General features: G+C 68.4%; 20 protein-coding genes. 10 read left to right on the top strand and 10 right to left on the bottom strand.

Going from position 1 to position 18794, the window contains the following annotated elements; translation table 11 throughout:
* A partial coding sequence (locus tag ACAM49_RS11155) for a methyltransferase domain-containing protein (RefSeq protein WP_369635383.1) occupies positions 1 to 933 on the top strand: 933 nt, incomplete at its 5' end.
* On the opposite strand, the gene ACAM49_RS11150 is transcribed toward ACAM49_RS11155, so the two are convergent.
* Positions 918 to 1814 (bottom strand): LysR family transcriptional regulator, encoded by an 897-nt coding sequence (locus ACAM49_RS11150; RefSeq protein WP_369635382.1) that lies wholly within the window; start codon positions 1812 to 1814, stop codon positions 918 to 920. The genes ACAM49_RS11155 and ACAM49_RS11150 overlap by 16 nt on opposite strands.
* A gap of 70 nt (positions 1815 to 1884) precedes the next feature.
* On the opposite strand from ACAM49_RS11150, the gene ACAM49_RS11145 reads away from it, so the two are divergent.
* On the top strand, positions 1885 to 2388 hold the full coding sequence (locus ACAM49_RS11145) for a GNAT family N-acetyltransferase (RefSeq protein WP_369635381.1): 504 nt from the start codon (positions 1885 to 1887) through the stop codon (positions 2386 to 2388).
* Positions 2389 to 2416: 28 nt separating this feature from the next.
* Here ACAM49_RS11145 and glgA read toward each other — a convergent pair whose 3' ends face one another.
* The gene (gene glgA / locus ACAM49_RS11140) at positions 2417 to 3586 is read right to left on the bottom strand and encodes a glycogen synthase (protein WP_369635387.1); all 1170 of its coding nucleotides are present in this window, start codon (positions 3584 to 3586) and stop codon (positions 2417 to 2419) included.
* Positions 3587 to 3733: 147 nt separating this feature from the next.
* On the opposite strand from glgA, the gene glgC reads away from it, so the two are divergent.
* From glgC to ACAM49_RS11125, 3 genes are all read left to right on the top strand, one after another.
* Entirely contained in the window at positions 3734 to 4948 is a 1215-nt protein-coding gene (gene glgC, locus ACAM49_RS11135) for a glucose-1-phosphate adenylyltransferase (RefSeq protein ID WP_369635380.1), read from the top strand.
* 126 nt (positions 4949 to 5074) lie between these two features.
* The gene (locus tag ACAM49_RS11130) at positions 5075 to 6259 is read left to right on the top strand and encodes a hypothetical protein (protein ID WP_369635379.1); all 1185 of its coding nucleotides are present in this window, start codon (positions 5075 to 5077) and stop codon (positions 6257 to 6259) included.
* 69 nt (positions 6260 to 6328) lie between these two features.
* Positions 6329 to 7540 carry a hypothetical protein gene (locus ACAM49_RS11125; RefSeq protein ID WP_369635378.1) on the top strand — a complete coding sequence of 404 codons (1212 nt, stop codon included), beginning with the start codon at positions 6329 to 6331 and terminating at the stop codon, positions 7538 to 7540.
* Between the two features lie 36 nt (positions 7541 to 7576).
* Here ACAM49_RS11125 and ACAM49_RS11120 read toward each other — a convergent pair whose 3' ends face one another.
* From ACAM49_RS11120 to ACAM49_RS11095, 6 genes are all read right to left on the bottom strand, one after another.
* A complete protein-coding gene (locus ACAM49_RS11120) occupies positions 7577 to 8068 on the bottom strand; it encodes a hypothetical protein (protein ID WP_369635377.1) in 492 nt (163 codons plus the stop codon).
* Between the two features lie 60 nt (positions 8069 to 8128).
* On the bottom strand, positions 8129 to 8347 hold the full coding sequence (locus tag ACAM49_RS11115) for a hypothetical protein (RefSeq protein WP_369635376.1): 219 nt from the start codon (positions 8345 to 8347) through the stop codon (positions 8129 to 8131).
* A gap of 157 nt (positions 8348 to 8504) precedes the next feature.
* Complete coding sequence (locus ACAM49_RS11110; RefSeq protein WP_369635375.1) at positions 8505 to 10163, bottom strand: ABC transporter permease; 1659 nt, start codon at positions 10161 to 10163, stop codon at positions 8505 to 8507.
* Positions 10160 to 11095, bottom strand: a complete 936-nt coding sequence (locus tag ACAM49_RS11105; RefSeq protein ID WP_369635374.1) for an ATP-binding cassette domain-containing protein — start codon at positions 11093 to 11095, stop codon at positions 10160 to 10162. Before ACAM49_RS11105 ends, ACAM49_RS11110 begins: the two co-directional genes overlap by 4 nt.
* Before the next feature lie 32 nt (positions 11096 to 11127).
* Complete coding sequence (locus ACAM49_RS11100) at positions 11128 to 11772, bottom strand: TetR family transcriptional regulator (RefSeq protein WP_369635373.1); 645 nt, start codon at positions 11770 to 11772, stop codon at positions 11128 to 11130.
* 193 nt (positions 11773 to 11965) lie between these two features.
* On the bottom strand, positions 11966 to 12613 hold the full coding sequence (locus ACAM49_RS11095) for an O-methyltransferase (RefSeq protein ID WP_051179351.1): 648 nt from the start codon (positions 12611 to 12613) through the stop codon (positions 11966 to 11968).
* A gap of 234 nt (positions 12614 to 12847) precedes the next feature.
* On the opposite strand from ACAM49_RS11095, the gene sigE reads away from it, so the two are divergent.
* The 5 genes from sigE to ACAM49_RS11070 all read left to right on the top strand — a co-directional run bounded on the left by sigE (position 12848) and on the right by ACAM49_RS11070 (position 16931).
* Positions 12848 to 13552: an RNA polymerase sigma factor SigE gene (gene sigE / locus ACAM49_RS11090; RefSeq protein WP_369635372.1), complete on the top strand. Its 705-nt coding sequence runs from the start codon at positions 12848 to 12850 to the stop codon at positions 13550 to 13552.
* A 56-nt stretch (positions 13553 to 13608) separates the two neighbouring features.
* Entirely contained in the window at positions 13609 to 13947 is a 339-nt protein-coding gene (locus ACAM49_RS11085; RefSeq protein WP_040812163.1) for a hypothetical protein, read from the top strand.
* 73 nt (positions 13948 to 14020) lie between these two features.
* Complete coding sequence (locus ACAM49_RS11080) at positions 14021 to 15538, top strand: S1C family serine protease (protein ID WP_369635386.1); 1518 nt, start codon at positions 14021 to 14023, stop codon at positions 15536 to 15538.
* Positions 15539 to 15597: 59 nt separating this feature from the next.
* The gene (gene tatB / locus ACAM49_RS11075) at positions 15598 to 16035 is read left to right on the top strand and encodes a Sec-independent protein translocase protein TatB (RefSeq protein WP_369635371.1); all 438 of its coding nucleotides are present in this window, start codon (positions 15598 to 15600) and stop codon (positions 16033 to 16035) included.
* A 59-nt stretch (positions 16036 to 16094) separates the two neighbouring features.
* Entirely contained in the window at positions 16095 to 16931 is an 837-nt protein-coding gene (locus ACAM49_RS11070) for a hypothetical protein (protein WP_369635370.1), read from the top strand.
* Between the two features lie 12 nt (positions 16932 to 16943).
* Here ACAM49_RS11070 and ACAM49_RS11065 read toward each other — a convergent pair whose 3' ends face one another.
* Together ACAM49_RS11065 and folP are read right to left on the bottom strand one after the other, a co-directional pair.
* Positions 16944 to 17867, bottom strand: coding sequence for a glucosyl-3-phosphoglycerate synthase (locus ACAM49_RS11065; RefSeq protein WP_369635369.1), 924 nt, complete (start codon positions 17865 to 17867; stop codon positions 16944 to 16946).
* Positions 17864 to 18736: a dihydropteroate synthase gene (folP, locus tag ACAM49_RS11060; protein WP_369635368.1), complete on the bottom strand. Its 873-nt coding sequence runs from the start codon at positions 18734 to 18736 to the stop codon at positions 17864 to 17866. The genes ACAM49_RS11065 and folP overlap by 4 nt, the downstream gene beginning before the upstream one ends.
* Between the last annotated feature and the right edge of the window lie 58 nt (positions 18737 to 18794).

Raw genomic sequence — 18794 nt, 5'->3', positions numbered from 1 at the left:
TCCCCCGCGCGTACCCTCCGCTGCCCCACCGGCCACACCTTCGACCTGGCCAAACAGGGCTACATCACCCTCCTCACCGGCGCCTCCACCAAAATGACCGGCGACACCCCGGCCATGCTCGACGCCCGCGCCACCTTCCAATCCGCCGGCCACTTCACCCCGATAGCCGAAGCCGTTGCCCGAGCGGTCAACAAAGCAGTATTCGGAGCGGACTCCCCCACGGCTGCCACCTCAATCGCGCGCTCGACGGTTCGCGCTCGAATCACCGCGCCCGGAATGTCGGTCACGTCGGCCTCGGCCACCCGACTCGCCGCGACGCTGCTGAATTCGACCGCGCGGCGCGATACCGCGGTGCTCGAGAGAAATGCTGCGGTCCTCGAGATCGGTGCGGGGACGGGGTACTACCTGGCGGCGGTGCTGGATGCGATGCCCTGGGCTCGGGGGATCGCGTTGGATGTGTCCAAGGCGGCGGCTCGGCGGGCGGCTCGGGCGCATGTTCGGGCGGGGTCGGTCATGGCTGATGCGTGGCGGGGGCTGCCGGTTCGAGACGGGGTGGCCGACGCGGTCGTGTGTGTGTTCGCGCCTCGGAATGCCGAGGAGGTGGCTCGGGTGCTCGCGCCGGGTGGGCGGTTCGTTGTGGTTACGCCGACCTCGAGGCATTTGGGGGAGCTCGTCGGGCCGCTCGGGATGGTGAGTGTGGACGAGGGCAAAGAGGATCGGCTGGCTGAATCGCTCGGGGAACGGTTCGAACTCGTGGGGCGGGAATCGGTCGAATATGTGATGGAGCTTTCGCGGGAGGATGTCGCGAACGTGGTGGGGATGGGGCCGTCGGCGTTTCACGCGGGTGAGGAGCGGGCGGAACGGATTGCGGGGCTGGCGGATCCGATCGGGGTGACGGCGTCGGTGACGGTGGCGAGCTATCGGGTGCGGTGATTCGGGAGGAGTTCGAGGAGGTTGCGGACCAGGGGGCGGTCCTCGTTGTCGCGGGTGGCGATGTAGATCGTGGTGGCGGCGGCGGTGTCGGCGACGGGGATGATGCGGGCCGACGCGGGGGCCGGGAAGGCGGCGCTGCGCGGGGCGATGGTGACGCCGAGGCCCGCGGCTACCAGGTAGAGGATGATCGTCCAGTTCGTGGCTTCCTGGACTATGCGTGGGCGGCGGCCGGATTCGAGTAGTGGCGCGAGGTTCTTCTCGTGGGCCAGGCCGCCCGCGGCGCGGGGGAAGAAGACCAGCGGGTGGTCCGCGAGTTCCGCGCCGGTGATGGAATCCCGGTGGGCCAGTGGGTGATCGGCGGCGAGCACGGCGACGTACGGCTCGGTGATCAGGGGGACGGTGACGGTGCCGGGCTGGGGGTCGGGGTCGCGGACGATGGCCATGTCGAGGGTGCCCGCGGCCAGGCGTTCCATGAGGTGGCTGGTGAAGCCCTCGACCAGGTCGATGTCCACGAGGGGGAAGCGGTCGCGGAATTCGCGGACGCCGCGCAGGGGTTCGAGGGGCAGGACCGAGGGGACGAAGCCGAGGTGCAGGGTGCCCTGGCTGCCCTGGCCGATGCGGGTGACCTCGGCGAGGTCGCGTTCGGCGTGGCCGAGCAGGGCGATGGCACGGTCGCGGAGCACGGTGCCCGCCGGGGTGAGGGCGACGGTGCGGGAGGTGCGGTCGAAAAGCCGGGTGCCGAGCAGGGTTTCGAGGCGCTGGATCTGCTGGGTCAGGGCGGGCTGGGCGATGTGCAGGCGGGCGGCGGCGCGGCCGAAGTGCAGTTCGTCGGCGACGGCCAGGAAATAGCGGAGGTGGCGCAGCTCCACACCGGGGTTCATAAGTTGATCATATTGATCGCAGTTATCAAGTATTGGACGTTATGGTTCGACCTCGGACATGCTTTCTCCCGTGACACAGCAGACGGAAACCCGCTCCCTCGAAGCCGACGCCATCGTCGTCGCCCCCATGTCCTCCCCTGCCGATGCCCGAGCCTTCAAGGACCTCAATCTCGAGTGGATCGAGGCCTTCTTCTCGATCGAGCCCGCCGATCTCGCCACCCTCGACCACCCGCAGGCCATTGTCGACGGCGGCGGCGAGGTATTGATCGCCCGCCTCGACGGCGAGCCCGTCGGCTGCGTCGCCCTGGTCCAGGAACATCCCGGCGTCTTCGAACTGTCGAAAATGGCGGTGTCGCCGCGCTTCCGGGGCCGCGGCATCGGCCGCGTGGTGCTGGCCGACGCCATCGAGCGCGTGCGCGCGCTGGGCGCGAAGGAATTCTTCCTGGCCAGCAATGCCCGCCTGGCCAGCGCCGTCCACCTCTACGAGTCCATGGGTTTCGTGCACGTCCCGCCGTCGGAACTGCCGCCCAGCCCCTACGACCGCGCCGACGTGTTCATGCGCTACCCGCTCTGAACCCGCCGCCATCGACTCCGAATCGGAGTCAGCCCTTGCGAACCCGGTCGTAGACGGCCGCCGTCTGAGCCGCGATCCGGTTCCAGTCGAACGCGCCGATCGCCCGGTCCCGGCCCGCCACCCCCATCGCGGCGGCCGTGACCGGGTCCGCGGCAACGGTATTCACCGCCCGCGCCAGCGCCCGCTCATAGTCCCGAGGCGCTGTCTCGTCGTAGTGGACCAGCCGCCCGGTCTCCCCGTGCGCCACCACCTCGGGAATCCCGCCCACATCCGAGGCCACCACCGCGGTCCCGCAGGCCATGGCCTCCAGATTCACGATGCCCAGCGGCTCGTACACCGACGGGCACACGAAAACCGTTGCGGCGGCCAGCACCTGGCGCACCAGCTCGGTGGGCAGCATCTCCTTGATCCAGAACACGCCGTCCCGCTCGGCCCGCAGCGCCCGCACCGCGGACGCCACCTCGGCCTCCATGGCGGGCGTATCGGCGGCCCCGGCCAGCAGCACCAGCTGAATGTCCGGATCCAGATGCCGGGCGGCGGCCAGCAGATGCGAGACGCCCTTCTGCCGGGTGATGCGCCCGACAAACGCCGCGATCGGCCGCCCCTGCGACACCCCGAGTTCCCCGAGCACATCCCGCACCCCGAGCGCGGGCCCGCCCGGATGCCAGACCTCGGCGTCGATCCCGTTGTGCACCACGTGCACCTTGTCCGGATCGATGTCCGGATAGGCGGCCAGCACATCCGCGCGCATGCCCTCGCTGACCGCGATCACGGCATCGGCGTAGGTGACGGCATTGTGTTCCGACCAGGACGAGAGCCGGTAGCCCCCGCCCAGCTGTTCGGCCTTCCACGGCCGCCGAGGTTCCAGCGAATGCGCGGTCAGCACGTGCGGAATCCCGTACAGCTGCGCGGCCAGGTGCCCGGCCAGCCCGGTGTACCAGGTGTGCGAGTGCACCACGTCGGAGAAGCCGGCGGCATCGGCCATGCGCAGCTGCGCCGACATCATCTGCAGCGCGGAGTTGGCGGCGTAGAGCATCGGATCCGGTTGGTGCACCACGGCATCCGTGCGCGCGACGCCCATGCAGTGCACGGTGACATCGCACAATTCCCGTAGTCGCGGCACCAGTTCGGTCACATGCACGCCCGCCCCGCCGTACACCTCGGGCGGGTATTCGCGGGTCATCATGGCCACTCGCAGTCCGCGAGCTCCGTCCGCGCCGTAACTCACCGGTCCAAACTAAACGTTAGCCAGGCGGCTAACCAATCGACGTGGCCCGCAAGATCGCGACGAACACGGGACATGCTGGACATTCGGGGTTCCCCTACACCCGGTAGTTTCAAGAGTGTGAGGAGCCAGCCGCACGTACTCGGGATCGTGCTCGCCGGTGGCGAGGGCAAGCGACTCTTCCCGCTCACCAAGGACCGCGCCAAGCCCGCGGTTCCGTTCGGCGGCGCGTACCGGCTCATCGACTTCGTGCTGTCCAATCTGGTGAATGCCGGTTACCTGCGGATCTGTGTGCTGACGCAGTACAAGTCGCATTCGCTGGACCGGCACATCTCCCAGACCTGGCGGCTGTCCGGATTCGGTGGCGAGTACATCACCCCGGTTCCGGCGCAGCAGCGATTGGGCCCGCGCTGGTACACCGGCAGCGCGGACGCGATCATGCAGTCGCTGAACCTGATCTACGACGAGGACCCCGAGTACATCGTGGTCTTCGGCGCCGACCACGTGTACCGCATGGACCCCGAGCAGATGGTGCAGGCGCACATCGACTCCGGCGCGGGCGTCACGGTGGCGGGCATCCGGGTGCCGCGCAGCACGGCCGGTTCCTTCGGCTGCATCGATTCCGACGAATCCGGCCGCATCATCGGCTTTCTGGAGAAGCCGGTGCACCCGCCGGGCACCCCCGACGACCCGAACGTCACCTTCGCCTCCATGGGCAACTACGTCTTCACCACCAAGGTGCTGGTGGACGCCATTCGCGCCGACGCCGACGACAACGACTCCGACCACGACATGGGCGGCGACATCATTCCGAACCTGGTGCGCTCGGGCGCGGCCGCGGTGTACGACTTCTCCACCAATATCGTCCCCGGCGCCACCGACCGCAGCCGCGGCTACTGGCGCGATGTCGGCACCCTGGACGCCTTCTACGAGGCGCACATGGATCTGGTGTCGGTTGACCCGGTCTTCGACCTCTACAACAAGCACTGGCCGATTCGCGGTGCGGCCGAGAACCTTCCGCCCGCCAAGTTCGGCCGCGGCGGTCTGGCCCAGGAGTCGATCGTGGGCGCGGGCAGCATCCTCTCGGCGGCGACGGTCCGCAATTCGGTGCTCTTCTCGAATGTGATGGTGGAGGACGGCGCGACGGTCGAGGGCAGTGTGCTCATGCCCGGCGCCCGCATCGGCCGGGGCGCGGTGGTGCGGCACGCGATCCTGGACAAGAACGTGGTGGTGACCGAGGGCGAGATCATCGGGGTGGATCTGGATCGGGACCGGGAGCGGTTCGCGGTCAGCAATGGCGGCGTGGTGACCGTCGGCAAGGGCATCTGGGTGTAGCCGGGAGTATGCCTCGTTAACGCCCCACCCGGGCGACACGGATAGAGGTGGACAGTAGGCCGATCCCGGCCGGAAAATCTTGTGCAACTGGAGCGCTGCCCTCGGGGCCGCGCGGGAGGGAGCATCATGGGCCGCCCGGCACGTGTCGTCACCGCCATCACCTGTCTCGCACTGACCGCGCTATTGGCGGGCTGCGGGAAGACCGGTACCGCGGTTCCCGGCGAGATCGATGTCCGCACCCTCGACACCGGCACCTATCCGGTGGACCGCTACACCTACGACCGCAACAACGGCGGCAAGGGCAACACCCTCGAGGGCATCCGCATGACCGCGGCCGTCGCGCCCACCACGAAGGTCGACCCCAGCCTGAACATCGGCCGCGGCGGCGCGGTGCTGTCCACGGTCGACGATGTGCTCGATGTCAGCCATCTGGCCGCGGCGGTGCGGGGCGTGCTGACCAATCGGGGCTTCGTGGCCGGGTACGCGGCCAGCGGGTCGGATCGCGCGGATGTCGGCGACCATCCGGACGCCAACGGCACCACCATCACCATCCGGGCGCTGCGCTTCCCCACCACCGACGCGGCCAAGCTGGCGGCCCGGGAGCTCGAGGACGCCGACTTCAATGTGGCGCTGAACGTGAACCAGAAGCTCACGCTGCCCGACTATCCCGACGCCTACGCGCACTGGCGGCCGGGCGTGCCGAATCTCGGTGTCACCATGGCGCACAAGGACTTCGTGATCTCGCTGTTCATCATCCGGCCCAGCGCCGATTCCAAGGATCTGCTCTCCTGGGCCAAGAAGACCCTGGACGCCGAGGTGCCGGTGCTGGACGCCTTCCAGGAGACGCCCGCCGACCAGATCGCCGGGCTGCCGGTCGATTCCGATCGGCTGCTGGCCCGCACCCTGGTCGACGATCGCGACCACAAGACCGTCGATCAGGACAATTTCGCGGTGTTCCCGTCCAATTGGCTGATCCTGTTCGCCGACGACATGAACTTCTGGACCAAGCTGGTGGCCGATACCGGCGCCGACGAATCCTCGGTCACCGACGGCAATTTCGTGATCCGGGTGCGAGATGCCAAGGCGGGCGAGGACTTCGTGACCGGCATGATCAGCAATCTGCAGGAGACCTCGGCGACCGCGCCGGACAAGGTGCCCGACGCCAAGTGCACGCACCGCGCCTCCAGCAAGACGCCCAACCGCTGCTATGTCCGCTACAAGCGCTACGTGGGCGTGGTGAACGGCACCAGCGACTCCGACGCCCAGAAGAAGGCGGCCGCGCAGTACGCGCTGCTGGCCAACAGCCTCTAGGCAGAAACCTGGACAGTCCCCGGGTGCGCGGCCGAAAATTCAAGGGGTAGCCGTGCGGGAGGGAACGCCATGCGCCGGAGCACCAGGGGCACAACGGTTGTCGCGTCCATCTGCCTGGTGGCCGCCGGATTGTTGACCGGCTGCGGGCAGTCCGGGCATCCGGTGGCGGCCGAAATGGATGTCCGCACACTGAATGTCGGCGGCATGGCGGTCGACCGGTTCCACTACGACACCGGCGCGGGCGGGCACGGCGATGTGCTGGAGGGTATTCGGATGGCGGCGGCGCTGGCGCCGTCGCTGGCCATCGATCAGAGCCTCAATGTCGGCCGGGGCAGTTTCGTGCACACCGACGTCAAGGATCTGGTGAAGTACGACGGCCTGCCCGACCTGGCCAAATCCGTGCTGCAGAGCCACGGTTTCATCGTCGCCTTCGCGGCCAGCGGAGCGGATCGGCCCGATCCCAAGGGCAGTGAGCACGCGGACCCGAACGCGAACCAGGTCAGCATGGTGCTCATGCGCTTCCCCGACGGCGATTCGGCCAAGCTGGCCGCCCGCGAGTTCGAGGACAAGGACTTCGCGGTGGCGCTGCAGCAGAACCAGCGGGTGACGATCGCGGAGTATCCGGACGCGCTCGCGCACTACCGGCCGGGCGTGAACACCATCGGGGTCCGGATGGCGCGCAAGGACTTCGTGCTCTCCATCTTCGCCAGCCGACCCAGCGCCGACCTGCGGGACCTGCAGAGCCTGGCGAAGCGGACCCTCGATGCCGAGGTGCCGGCCATCGACGCCTTCCAGGAGACGCCCACCGACAAACTGGACACCCTGAAACCCGATCCGGACGGCCTGCTGGCCCGCCTGATCACCGACAACCGCGATGCCGGGCGCGCGCCCGAGCCGGACACCTTCGCCGTCTACCACACGAATTGGATCCTCGACGCCGTCCGGGATCAGGCCACCCGCAAGGCGCTGCTGGAGAAGACCGGCACCGAGGCCATCGGCTTCGTCGACGCCAACGAGATCTACCGGGTGCGCGATCTCGCGGCGGGCAACGATCTGGTCAACGGCTTCCTCACCAGTCTCGGCGGCGATTTCGCCACCGACCGGGCGCCGGACAAGGTGCCGAACACCCGGTGCGGCCACTGGACCGACTCCAGCGCGGACGACGCCTACCGGTGCTTCGTCGGCTACCGGCGCTACGTCGCGGTGGTGTACGCGCCGGATCTCGCGGCCGTGCACCGCAAGGCGACGGCCGAGTACGCGCTGCTGGCCAACAGCCTGTAGCGGTTCCGCTGTGGCACAGCGGGATTCGCGCCGGTATCAGAACCGGACGATGTCCGCGTCCAGCAGGCGCCACGCGGCGGGCCGGGTCGATCGATGGCCGGGTTCGGCGCTCCCCGAGTCGTCCTCGGCACAGGGGTGGCATTCGGAATCGTCGTCCGCCCAACCACTTTCGCCGTCCGCCGGGTGCACGACGGGACCACCGCGCGAGACCGTGTGCGGCATCCGGGTGATCCCGCTGCGCGGCGAGCTGTCGTCGCGGAACCAGTAATCACGGAAACCGAACGGCTGCAACAGCGCCCGCAGGAAGGCCGCCCCGTCCGCGGGGAGCACGGTGCGATCCTCGCCCAGGATGTCGACGCCCTGGTGATACCAGACGCGCGCGACCAGCCCCTCGACCGGATCGACCGCCCGGAAGGTGGCGTGACCGTCCGGCGCCAGCCGGAATTCGGCGATGCGCCGCCACTGCCCGGCCTCGCGGAAGTACAACCCGACCACGGCCGGGATCCGCTGCCCCATGGGAACCCCCACTCGTCGAACTATTCCCGTGGAGTATCCGCGCACGCGGCCCGGAAACCTCGTCGGTACCGATCAGTTCGGATATCCGGGTACCGGAGTGCGCGCCCCGCAGAACGGTTCACAGGTACCGGTCGTCGTCGGCACGTAATTCGAGCCCCGGTCGTCGAATCGGGCGCCGCTCACCAGCAGCAGGACCAGCAGTGCCCCGAAGATGATGAGCCCGAAGAAAATCAGCGTCGGCCACAGCCAGCCCGCAGGGAGATGTATACCGAGCGCAAGCCCCTCATACATGTCCTCCACCTCCTCAGCAGTAATCGATCCACTTACTGGGTTACCACCCGATTCCGCCCGAATCCACCCCTCACCGCTGCCCCTGCACCGCCCTCACCGCCGAACGGCCGCACCGGAGGTTCCGGTGCGGCCGTTCGCGGGGTGGTAGCGGTAGCGGTCAGGCCGAGCGGAGGTCGCGGCGGCGGAATGCGATGAGGCCCACCGTGATCAAGACGGCGTCGACCACCAGCAGGGCGATCAGCGGGGTCGCGGTGAACGGTTCGCCGGGGACCTTCGGGGCGTGCTCGAACGGGTTGAGATCGCGGAACCATTGCGGCGCACCGGAGAGCGAGCCGAGCAGGAACACCGCGATGGCGGCGGTCAGGAATCCCCAGGCGACGGTGGTCCAGCGCGGCAGCACACCGAACAGGAACACGGTCAGTGCCGCGAAGGTCCAGACCGCGGGCACCTGCACCAGGGCGGCCGCGAGGACCTGGCCGGTCTTGGCGCCGACGTCACCGGCGGCGCGGCCGTAGACCAGGCCGCCGAGCAGCCCCGACACCGTCAGCGCCAGCACCGGCCCGAGCAGCGCGAAGCCCAGATGCGAAGCCACCCAGCGGATTCGGGAGACCGAACCGGTGAGCACGGTCTCGGCGTGCGCGGTGGTCTCCTCGCTGTGCAGCCGCAGCGCCGTCGACACCGCGTAGGCGGCCGCGCCCACCGCGATCATGGTGAAGCCGTAGCTGATCAGCGCCTTCTCCAGCGATTCCGAACCGCCCATGCGGGTGATCAGATCGCGGATGGTCTGATTACTGCCCAGCTGCTTGCCGATGTCATTGGTGACGCTGCCGATCATCAAGCCGTACAACCCGAGTGCCACGGTCCAGGCCAGCATGGTGCCGCGCTGCAGCCGCCAGGCCAGGCCGAACGGACCGGACAGCGCGGGCGAGGCGGCCAGCGCGCCGGGCCGCTCGGCGAGCAGCCCCGCACCGACATCCCGGTGTGCCAGCAGGTAATACGCTGCCACGCTCAGCACGAGCGCGGTGACCGCGTGCAGCCCCAGCACCGCGAAGTGATCGCCCGCGTACGGCCGGACCTGCAGCGACCAGCCCTGCGGGGACATCCAGGTGAGCGGACTGGTCGGCCCGTCACCGGAGCGCACATCCCCGATGGCCCGCAGCGTGAAGGTCAGGCCGAGCACCGCGAAGGCGAGCCCGCGCGCCACCCGGGCACTGCCCGACAGCTGCGCGGTCACCGCCGCGACCGACGCGAACACGATGCCCGACGCGGCCAGCGCCAACCCGAAGGCCAGCGAACCCTCGCGCGGTACGGAAGTGCCCGCCAGACTGGCGAATCCGATCAGGCCGGTGGCCAGCGCGCCGCCGTAGGCCACGATCAGCGCGGCGGTCAGCCCCGCGAACCGCCCCACCCGGGTGGAGGCCAGCAGTTCGGTGCGCCCGGTCTCCTCGTCGGCGCGGGTGTGGCGGATGACGGTGAGGATGGTCGCCACGCCGATCAGCGTGTAGAACATCCCCGCCTTCCAGATGCCGGTCGCACCCAGGCTGATGTTGTAAACCGGCCCGTACATGGCCAATTCGGCCGGATTGGACAGGATCCCGTTGGCGTAGTCCTGGAAGTCGGCCGGCGTGTGATAGATCTTCTCGAGGCTCTTGATGTAGACGCTGCCCAAAGGCAGTGACAGCAGCAGGATCCACAGCGGCGCCACGATCCGGTCGCGCCGCAGATACAGCCGCAGCAGCTTCCCGGTTCCGGTGAAATCCGCTGCGAAGGACGGTGTTTCGAACGCGCGTGGCGCGGTCGCGGTGATGGCGGTCATTTCGACACCTTCTCCGGCTCGTCGGCCCGCTCGTAACCGTCGAGCGAATAGTGGCGCAGGAACAGCTCTTCCAGCGTCGGCGGCTGACTGACCAGGCTGCGCACCCCGGCGTCGCCGAGCACCCGGATGAGTTCGCCCAGATGCTCACTGTCGACCTGGCAATGCAGGGTATTGCCCTCCACGCTGATGTCCTCGACACCCGCGAGGCGACTGAGATCGCCTGGGCTGCCGATCATTTCGGCGGTGATGCTGGTGCGTGACAGGTGCCGCAGCTCGGCCAGCGTGCCGGTCTCGACGGTCTGTCCCGCGCGAATGATGGTGACCCGGTTACAGAGTCGCTCCACCTCGGACAGGATGTGGCTGGACAGCAGCACCGTGGTGCCGCGCTGCAGCGCCTCGGCCACGCACTCGTTGAACACCTGCTCCATGAGCGGATCCAGGCCCGAGGTCGGCTCGTCCAGCATGAGCAGCCGCGCGTTCGACGAGAACGCCGACACCAGAGCGACTTTCTGCCGGTTGCCCTTGGAATAGGTGCGCGCCTTCTTGCTCGGATCCAGCTCGAAGCGCTGGATCATCTCGGCGCGGCGCTGCTGATCGATGCCGCCGCGCATGCGCGCCAGCAGGTCGATGGTCTCACCGCCCGACAGCGACGGCCACAGCGTGACATCGCCGGGGACATAGGCGATATCGCGGTGCAGCGCCACCGCGTCGGTCCACGGATCCCGCCCCAGCACCCGGGCCTCGCCCGAGGTGCGGGACAGAATGCCCAGCAGGATGCGGATGGTGGTGGACTTCCCGGCCCCGTTCGGTCCGAGGAAGCCGTGCACCTCCCCCTCGGCGACCTCGAGGTCGAGGCCGTCCAGGGCGCGCACCTGCCCGAAGTGTTTGTGCAGATCCCGGACTTCGATCACCGGGTTGGCCGGAGTAGTCATCGAATCTCCTTGTAGGAAAACGACGTTGATGGTTATTGCTCGGTATGTGGAGCGGCCGCGGTCAATGCGTCCAGCGCAGCGGAATCGGTGAGCATGCCGTGGGTGTAGAGCTCCAGCGCGGGCAGCATCATCTCGTCCGCGTACGCCCGCAAGGCCTTGCGGAAATCCACGGGCCCGGGCTGTTCGGCGGCGTAGAGCTGCAGGAACATCATCATGCCGCCGCCATTGTTGGTGGCGACGTAGCGCGCGGTCGCCCGCACGTCGCGCAGGGGCTTGATGGTTCCGGCCGCGATGCCCACCCGCAGGTACTGCTCGGTGTCCTCGACCATGTGCTCGAAGAAGGTTTTCATCAGTTCGCCACCCGCCTGGAAGCTGCGCATCAGGTAGGCCATGCCGGGGGCGAATTCCTCGATCTCGGCCAGCTGCCGCATGAGCCCGCCCGGCGAGGGGTGCTCGATGTACTCCATCTTGGCGGCCCGGATCGTCTCCCGGACCCAGTCGTCACACGCCTCCCGGAGCCCGTCTTTGGACCCGAAATGGTGGATGACCAGGCCGGGAGAGACTCCCGCCGCGGCGGCGATGGCGCGGAGGCCGACCCCGAACCCCTGCTCACCGAACACGGTGATCGCGGCATCGCGAATCCGTGCCCGGGTCGTCAGATCGTCGGTTGAACGCATGTTCAATAGATTAAACACTCGTTCAATCGACGGCAAGACTCCACGCCGAGTTCCCGAAGCGAAGTTGCGAAGAAGGCTCACCGGCGCGGATTACTGCGCGGCGGAAAGTTGAACGGCAAGCACTATTGCGCCGCGGAACATCCGCGCACGGAACAGTGGCGGTTATTCGAAACCACCACCGGGACTTACCTTTTCAGCCGCGTGAAGCGCAGAGCAGCCCGTCCCCGACGGGAATCAGCACGCTCGTCAGATCCGGGTCCTCGGCGATCGCCCGCGTCGCCGCCCGCACCGCCGCGGTTTGCGGATCACGCTGCGCCGGATCGGGGACCCGGCCCCCGAGTAGCGCGTTGTGCAGCAGAATCGCCCCGCCCTCGCGTAGCAGGCGCACCGCCTGCGCCACATACTGCGGATGCTCGAGCGGTGCGGCATCGATGAACACCAGGTCGTAGGCCCCATCGGCCAGGCGCGGCAGCACATCCAGGGCCCGCCCGTTGATGAGCCGGGTCCGCGCCGGCGCGATCTCGGCCGACCGGAACGCCTCCCGCGCCGCCCGCTGATGCTCCGGCTCGGAGTCGATGGTGGTCAGCGTCCCGTCCTCGCGCATCCCGTCCAGCAGCCACAGCCCGCTCACCCCGGCCCCGGTGCCGACCTCGACCACCGCCCGCGCCCCCAGCAATTGGGCATACATGCTGAGCAGCGCGCCGACCGAGGGCGCGACGGGCGCCGCGCCCAGTTCGAGGGCGCGTTCGCGCGCGCCGACGAGGATGTCGTCCTCGGCGACGGATTCCTCCACGTAGGCGAGGTTGCGCTGCAGGTTCTGTGCCGCGGGGGTCTGGCTCACGAATTAGAGGCTAACGGCGATACACCGGTAAGGCGTGGTGGTGACCGGCCGGTGTGGCGATTTTTCTCAGGTGTCCCTCAGCGTCCACATACGGATGCCACATCACGACCTAGAAGAGTGAGCCTCACGCCAGGCCAGCGACCGCGGGCCAGGGATCGGGAACAGCCGAATCAACCGATTGGTTGTCACCGATACCGACGTTCACGGTCCCGAGTAGGAGGTAACCCCATCCACATGGTCGACGCGGCGCGTGAACACGCCAACACTCTGCACCCGCAGATCAAGCCGCTGGACAGCACAGTGACTCCACAGAGCACCCCGCTGGACGGTGACTTCACCCTGTCCCCCGCCGAAGACGAGATCCTCACCGGAACCGCCGCCTTCGACGCCACTGGCGACCGCAATGTCATGCCGACCTGGGACGAACTGGTCCGCGAGCACGCCGATCGCGTGTATCGCCTGGCCTACCGACTCACCGGTGATCAGCAGGACGCCGAGGATCTGACCCAGGAAACCTTCATCCGGGTCTTCCGCTCCCTGCAGAACTATCAGCCCGGCACCTTCGAGGGCTGGCTGCACCGCATCACCACCAACCTGTTCCTGGACATGGTCCGCCGCCGCAATCGCATCCGCATGGAGGCGCTGCCGGAGGACTACGACCGCGTCCCGTCCGAGGGTCCCGACCCGGAGCAGGCCTATCACGCCGCCAATCTGGATCCGGATCTGCAGTCCGCGCTGGACTCGCTGGCCCCGGAGTTCCGCGCCGCGGTCGTGCTCTGTGACATCGAAGGTCTGTCGTACGAGGAGATCGGCGCGACGCTGGGCGTCAAACTGGGCACCGTGCGCAGCCGCATCCACCGAGGACGTCAGGCACTGCGCGAGCACCTCGAGCATAATGGGGTGGAGCGGCGTATCGCCGCCACCGAAAAGGTCGGGTGAGCACGGGCAGGTGTCCCGCCCGAACAGCTCGAGTCGTCCGGAAGGGTGTGCAGCGTATGAGTGGCGAGGACCGACCGCACCGGCGTCCCCCGCGTTTCGCCCCCACCGAGCATCTGGCCAGTGAGGCCATCGCCGCCTACGTGGACGGCGAATTGCGGATGAACGCCTATCTGCGTGCCGCGCACCATATCTCCGTGTGTCGCGAATGCGCCGCGGAAGTGGACGCGCAGCAACAGGCGCGCATCGCGTTGCGGCAGTCCTCGGATCAGATCTCCGCGCCCCTGAGCCTGCACGACACCCTGAGTCGGATTCCGCGTTCACTCATTCAGGAATGCGGCAATCACCACCAGGATTCGTTCGACAGCAGACGGTGGACGTCATGGTGGCGCAAGTAGAGTCCATAGCGTGACCACCGAATCGAAGAACACGGGCCCTGCCGAAGACGGCGGGCCCGCGGCGAATTCACCGCTGTCAGGGGAATCCGATTCGGCGGCCGATCGGGGGAACCTGAGGCCGTCGGACGCACCGGTGCTGGGACCGCGCCCGGTCCTGCGACCGCATGTCGACAACCACACCGCACACGCCTTCCGCCGCCCCAATGGTCAGCAGGGCTCCTTCGCCGCGCGCACCGCTGCCGCCGCGGCCGCCGCCGCGCCGGGAACGCCCGAGATCCAGAACCGCCCGCCGGACGCCGTGCTGGCCGAGGCGTTCGGCCGCCCCCAGGGCTCGACCGAACTGCTGCAACGGGATCCGGAGGCGCGCAGCGAGAACGGCGCCGCCCCCGCACCCGCCGATCCCTGGCGCGACCCGAATTCGGCCGCGCGCCTGGGCACTCCGGCCGTGGCGCAGGCCCGGCCGCAGCCGCTGGTCGTCGGTCCCAAGCTGGGTGCGCGCGAGGTGCTCTTCGGCGGGCGGGTGTCGTGGACGGCGCTGACGCTGCTGGCGGTCATCGCGGCCTTGATCGGGCTGCTGGGCGGATTCGTCGGGGCGTTCACCGGCTCGTCGGCCTCCGCGCTCACCTCCCGCAAGGTGTCGCTGCAGTCCGCGCCCGCGGGCAACGAGGCGCACAACCAGATCACCAAGGTGGTCAATGCCGTCATGCCGGCGGTGGTCACCGTGCGCGCCTGGCTGGGCGACACCGGGTCCACGGGTTCGGGCGTGGTGATCGACGGGGCGGGCTACATCGTCACCAACAATCACGTGATCTCGCTGGCCGCCAACGACAAATCGGGCAAGGCCAAGCTGGACGTGGTGTTCTCCGACGGCAGCAAGGTGCCGACCCGGATCGTGGGCCGCGACACCAAGTCCGACCTCGCGGTGCTCAAGGTCGATGTGAAGAACCTGTCGGTGATCCAGCTCGGCAACTCCAAGGACGTGCAGGTCGGCGACGACGTGCTGGCGCTGGGTTCGCCACTGGGACTGGAGAAGACGGTCACCTCCGGCATCGTGTCGGCGCTGCACCGGCCGGTGAAGGTCGGCGGCGAGGGCACCGACACCGATGCCACCCTGGACGCCGTGCAGACCGACGCCGCCATCAACCACGGCAATTCCGGTGGCGCGCTGGTGGATATGCAGGGCCGGCTGATCGGCATCAACTCGGCCATCAAGTCCGAGAGCGGCGGTTCGGTGGGTCTGGGCTTCGCGATTCCGGTGGATCAGGTCAAGCGGATCTCGCAGGTGCTCATCCGCGACGGCGAGGTGCACCACCCGGTACTGGGCGTGAGCGCCAAGACCAAGATCGTCGCCAATGACGTGATGAGCGGCGCGGCGGTGGCCGATGTGCAGGCCGGCGGCCCGGCCGCGCAGGCGGGCATCGTCGAGGGCGATGTGATCGTGAAGGTCGGCGACCGCGATGTGTCCGGGCCGGAGGAGCTCACGGTGGCGGTGCAGTCCTACGAGATCGGGCAGACGGTGACCGTGCGCCTGATCCGCGACGGCCGCGAGGTGGACGTGCCGGTCACGCTGGGCACCGACAAGAAGCCGTAGTGATGAATCGCAGGTGCGGCGACGAAAACGCCGTAAACGGACAAAGGTAGCCTGTATCCGTGTTCAGCAATATCGGCTGGGGCGAGATGCTCATTCTCCTCGTCGCCGCCCTCGTGATTCTCGGACCCGAGCGTTTGCCCGGTGCCGTTCGCTGGACCGCCCACGCCCTGAAACAGGCGCGGGATTACGCCACCGGCGCGACCCAGCAATTGCGCAATGAACTGGGTCCGGAATTCGACGAGATCCGGAAACCGTTGGAGCAGTTGAACGAACTGCGCAGTATGAATCCGCGGTCGATGGTCACCAAGCACCTGCTCGACGGCGATGATTCCATCTTGAACAGCTTCAATGACCTGACCAATTTCGACAAGCCGGTCAGCGCCCCGAACAGCGGAAACGGTTCCACCAATACGGGATCCGGCCCGATTTCGATGGCCAAGGAACAGAAACCGCTGGAGCGCAACGAACGTCCGCCGGTCGACCCGGACGCCACCTGAGATCACTTCTGTCGAGCGGACTTGACGCATGATGCTGTCCAGCTATCTAGACTGCGCACATGTCGGCCGACGAGGTGGCACGGGTATTCGCGATCGAGGACAAGGTCGAACGCCTGAAAGCCGCCACCGAAGGCGTGGCCGCTGCGCAGCAGCAGATCAATGAGCTGACTCGCATCCGCCGCGCCGTCATCCGCGAACTGCACGCCGAGGGCTGGACGTTCGCGAGAATCGGTGCGGCCGCGGGACTTTCCCGCGCGCGCATCCATCAGGTCAGCACCCAGGGCCCGGTACCGGAGGGCTTGTTCTTCGGTCACGGCCCGCTGACGATCCTCACCCCGGACGTGCGCAGCACGACGCGTGCCATCGCCCTGGTGGGCGCGCCGGACGCCGCCGCGCCCCATCGGCTCGTGGAGCTGCTGCGTGAACTGGGCTTCACCGCCACCGTGCAGCGGTTCCTACCGGGCCGCCCGCTGGACCTGGACCGAGACGGGCTGATCGTGCTCGGCGGGCCCGAATTGTCGCCCAGCCTGCGCTATCTGGTGGCCGCCGATCCCCGGCTGCGCCGCACGGTGGCGCGCGCGGGCCGGGTGCGGCGCGGTATCGAGGACCGGGCCGCCCGCCGCGTCTACCGGCCGGGCGGCACCGAGCCCTACGACATCGCCTATCTGGCCCGGCTCCCCCGCCCCGACGGCAAGGGCAGTGTGCTGGTCATCGACGGGCTGCACCCGCCCGCCTCGCTGGGCGCGATCCGGCTGCTGGCGACCCGGCTCGCCACCCTGCACGAGCGCGCGGGCACGCACCCGTTCTCGGCGGTGGTGGGCGTGCGCTACGACCGGTCGACGGGCGAGCCGATCGAGGCGGATCTGCTCACGCCCATCTACCGGCACGACCGCTGAGGCGAAAACGCCTCAGGCAGCGGCCTCCTCGGGGCGCAGGGTGTTCATGGGCGGCCGGTCGGCCAGCGACACCTCCGTGGCGTGCGCGATGAATTCGCCTGCCACCAGCGGGAACTGGGTCAGCGCCGCGCCGGAGTCCTGAATTCCGCTGCGGCCCAGGACCGTGCCCAGGATCTGGCGGCTCATGACCCCGAGGTCGGCCAGCGGCCGGTTGCGGTGCTGGCGGACGCCGAGATTGACCTGGCCGATGCTGGACAGCCCCAGCAGGTCGTAAGTGTCGAGCAGCAGCCCGATTTCGACGCCGTAGCCCGGGGCGAAGGGCACCGAGGTGAGCAGTTCCCGGGTGCCCGCGTACTCACCGCCCAAGGGCTGCAGCACATTCGAGAGTTCGGGCCGCAGCGCGGCCAGCAGCGGGCGGGCCACCAGTTCGGTGACGCGGCCGCCGCCGTGGTGCTCGACCGCCTCGCCGGTGCGCAGCGGGCGGCGGTAGTAGGCCTTGACCAGGTGCATGCCGTCCACGGTCAGCAGCGGGCCCAGCAGCTTCGGGACGAAGTTCGGGTCCGGGTCGATGAGGTCGGAGTCCACGAAGGCGATGATGTCGCCGGTGGTGACGGCCAGCGAACGCCACAGGCATTCGCCCTTGCCGGGTACGGGTTCGAGTTCGGGGACGGCCTGTTCGCGGGTCACCACGTCGGCTCCGGCGGCCCGTGCGCGGGCGGCGGTGGCGTCGGTGGACCCGGAGTCCAGGACGACGAGTTCGTCCACCAGCGTGCCGAGCAGGGGCCGGATGCTGGCCACCACGGCGGCGACCGTGGATTCCTCGTTGAGGGCCGGAAGCACCACGGAAACCGTGCGGTCACCCTTGGCCGCGATCAGTTCCTCGACGGTCCATTCGGGGCGATCGAAGGTGTTGGTGTTCACCCAGTCTGTTTTCATGCGAGACCTCGCAGGGTACGGGCGGGTGGGCGGAGACCCTGGATGGCGGCGATCATGTCCACCACCCGGCGCGTCTGGGCCACCTCGTGCACTCGGAAGACGCGAGCACCCGCGGCGGCCGACCAAGCAGTCGCTGCCAATGTGCCCTCCAATCGCTCGGACAGCTCGACACCAAGAGTCTCTCCGATGAAATCCTTATTACTCAGCGCCATCAAGACGGGCCATCCGGTTTTCACAAGAACGTCTATCGCACGCAACAATTCGAGCCCGTGATAGGTGTTTTTGCCGAAATCATGGGTCGGGTCGATCAAAATCGAGTCCTTGGCCACCCCTGCCGCCGCAGCATTTTCGGCGGCGGCCACCACCGTGTCTGTGACCTGAGCCACCACATCGGCGTACCGGACGCGGTGCGGGCGGGTCCTCGGAATCGCACCCCCGGTGTGCGAGCACACGATTCCTACGCCCAGATCGGCAGCCACGCTCACTAGCTCGGGATCCGCTCCGGCCCAGGTGTCGTTGATCAGATCCGCGCCCGCGGCGACCGCGGCCCGCGCCACCTCGGCCCGCCAGGTGTCGATGCTGATGAGCAGATCCGGATGGCGCTCGCGGATGGCCGCCACGAACGGCACCACCCGCCGGGCCTCCTCGGCGGCATCCACCTCCGAGCCCGGCCCGGCCTTCACCCCGCCGATATCGACCAGATCCGCGCCCTCGGCCACGGCCCGGTCCACGGCGTTCATGGCGGCTTCGTCGGTGAACGTCGCGCCCCGGTCATAAAAGGAATCCGGCGTCCGGTTCACAATCGCCATGACAAGCGCCCGATCCGTCGCCACCGGCTTCCCGCACAATGTCGGCAACGGCGCACACATGCCCTCGACTGTACCGAGCCCTGTCCCAGCACTGCTGGGCAGCCGACCTACACAGCTG

Source organism: Nocardia sp. JMUB6875 (genome assembly GCF_041154655.1).
Lineage (GTDB): Bacteria > Actinomycetota > Actinomycetes > Mycobacteriales > Mycobacteriaceae > Nocardia.
The sequence above is the reverse complement of the archived record's forward strand: the minus strand, read 5'-3'. Positions and strand labels throughout refer to the sequence as shown.

What these genes read in the sequence shown, in the direction of transcription:
- ACAM49_RS11150 (WP_369635382.1), bottom strand. Translation starts at nt 1,814, where the DNA reads ATGAACCCCGGTGTGGAGCTGCGCCACCTCCGCTATTTCCTGGCCGTC.
- ACAM49_RS11130 (WP_369635379.1), top strand. Translation starts at nt 5,075, where the DNA reads ATGGGCCGCCCGGCACGTGTCGTCACCGCCATCACCTGTCTCGCACTG.
- ACAM49_RS11125 (WP_369635378.1), top strand. Translation starts at nt 6,329, where the DNA reads ATGCGCCGGAGCACCAGGGGCACAACGGTTGTCGCGTCCATCTGCCTG.
- ACAM49_RS11115 (WP_369635376.1), bottom strand. Translation starts at nt 8,347, where the DNA reads ATGTATGAGGGGCTTGCGCTCGGTATACATCTCCCTGCGGGCTGGCTG.
- ACAM49_RS11110 (WP_369635375.1), bottom strand. Translation starts at nt 10,163, where the DNA reads ATGACCGCCATCACCGCGACCGCGCCACGCGCGTTCGAAACACCGTCC.
- ACAM49_RS11105 (WP_369635374.1), bottom strand. Translation starts at nt 11,095, where the DNA reads ATGACTACTCCGGCCAACCCGGTGATCGAAGTCCGGGATCTGCACAAA.
- ACAM49_RS11100 (WP_369635373.1), bottom strand. Translation starts at nt 11,772, where the DNA reads ATGCGTTCAACCGACGATCTGACGACCCGGGCACGGATTCGCGATGCC.
- sigE (WP_369635372.1), top strand. Translation starts at nt 12,848, where the DNA reads ATGGTCGACGCGGCGCGTGAACACGCCAACACTCTGCACCCGCAGATC.
- ACAM49_RS11085 (WP_040812163.1), top strand. Translation starts at nt 13,609, where the DNA reads ATGAGTGGCGAGGACCGACCGCACCGGCGTCCCCCGCGTTTCGCCCCC.
- ACAM49_RS11070 (WP_369635370.1), top strand. Translation starts at nt 16,095, where the DNA reads ATGTCGGCCGACGAGGTGGCACGGGTATTCGCGATCGAGGACAAGGTC.
- ACAM49_RS11065 (WP_369635369.1), bottom strand. Translation starts at nt 17,867, where the DNA reads ATGAAAACAGACTGGGTGAACACCAACACCTTCGATCGCCCCGAATGG.
- folP (WP_369635368.1), bottom strand. Translation starts at nt 18,736, where the DNA reads ATGTGTGCGCCGTTGCCGACATTGTGCGGGAAGCCGGTGGCGACGGAT.